Source organism: Herbiconiux daphne (genome assembly GCF_024979295.1).
In the GTDB taxonomy this organism is placed as follows: Bacteria; Actinomycetota; Actinomycetes; order Actinomycetales; family Microbacteriaceae; genus Herbiconiux; species Herbiconiux daphnes.
Genome location: NZ_JANLCJ010000265.1, coordinates 1 through 826 on the forward strand (window position 1 = coordinate 1; position 826 = coordinate 826).

At 42.1% G+C, this 826-nt stretch carries 1 protein-coding gene; it reads left to right on the forward strand.

Translation table 11 applies throughout. The annotated features are described in order from the left end of the window. Window positions 1-826 (forward strand): phage nozzle protein (locus N1032_RS24530; protein ID WP_259543130.1); only part of this gene is annotated, 826 nt, incomplete at both ends.

Here is an 826-nt window from a genome sequence, read left to right on the forward strand (position 1 = left end):
ATTAATGGTTGGTCATCTGAGGCAGAGGGTTTACAGAAACGTCCTGCTACAGTGTTCAAGAAACGTCTTGGTAATGCTGGCACATTTGGAACACAACCTTTAATCCATACAATCAATCGTGATTTGTCTGAACGCTACAACATTGAGTTCACTGGTTCTGGTGTTAAAGCTTATTCGCTTGGGGACACAATCCAAGAGATTACAGTTAATGTTCCACAAGGTTTAAGCTACATCACTACAACTCAACCCCGTGTTGACTTACGTTGCATTACTATTGCTGACTACACCTTCATTGTTAACCGAACCAAAGTGATTGGTAAATCAGGTAGAACAACTGATGCTGGTAATGTAGGCGGCCCAGACAGAGACAGAGTTGCTCTTGTTCTTTGTCGTGGTGGTCAATATGGTCGTGAAATGTCCCTCACTGTTAATGGACAGAACTTCTCTTACCGCCTCCCTGATGGTGTTGCAGAGAAACCTCAAGATGCTGCTGCAATGGTTAAAGAGACAGATGCTCAGTTAATCCTAACAAAGTTAGTTGCTGGTATTAAAGGTAAACCCGGATTGGAAAACTTTACTTGGACTATTGGCTCAGGTTATTTGCACGTAGTTGCTCCAACTGGTAAGACTATTTCTCAGATTGAAGTTCACGATGGTTATGCTGGACAAATCTTACAGATTGTAAGACACGAAGTTTCAACAGTTGCTAAGCTTCCTATTGAAGCTCCAGACAAATACACTGTCTTAATCCGTGGCGACACAACTAAATCTGGTGATGCTTATTACATCCGTTATGATGCAGCACAGAAAGTGTGGAAGGAAACAG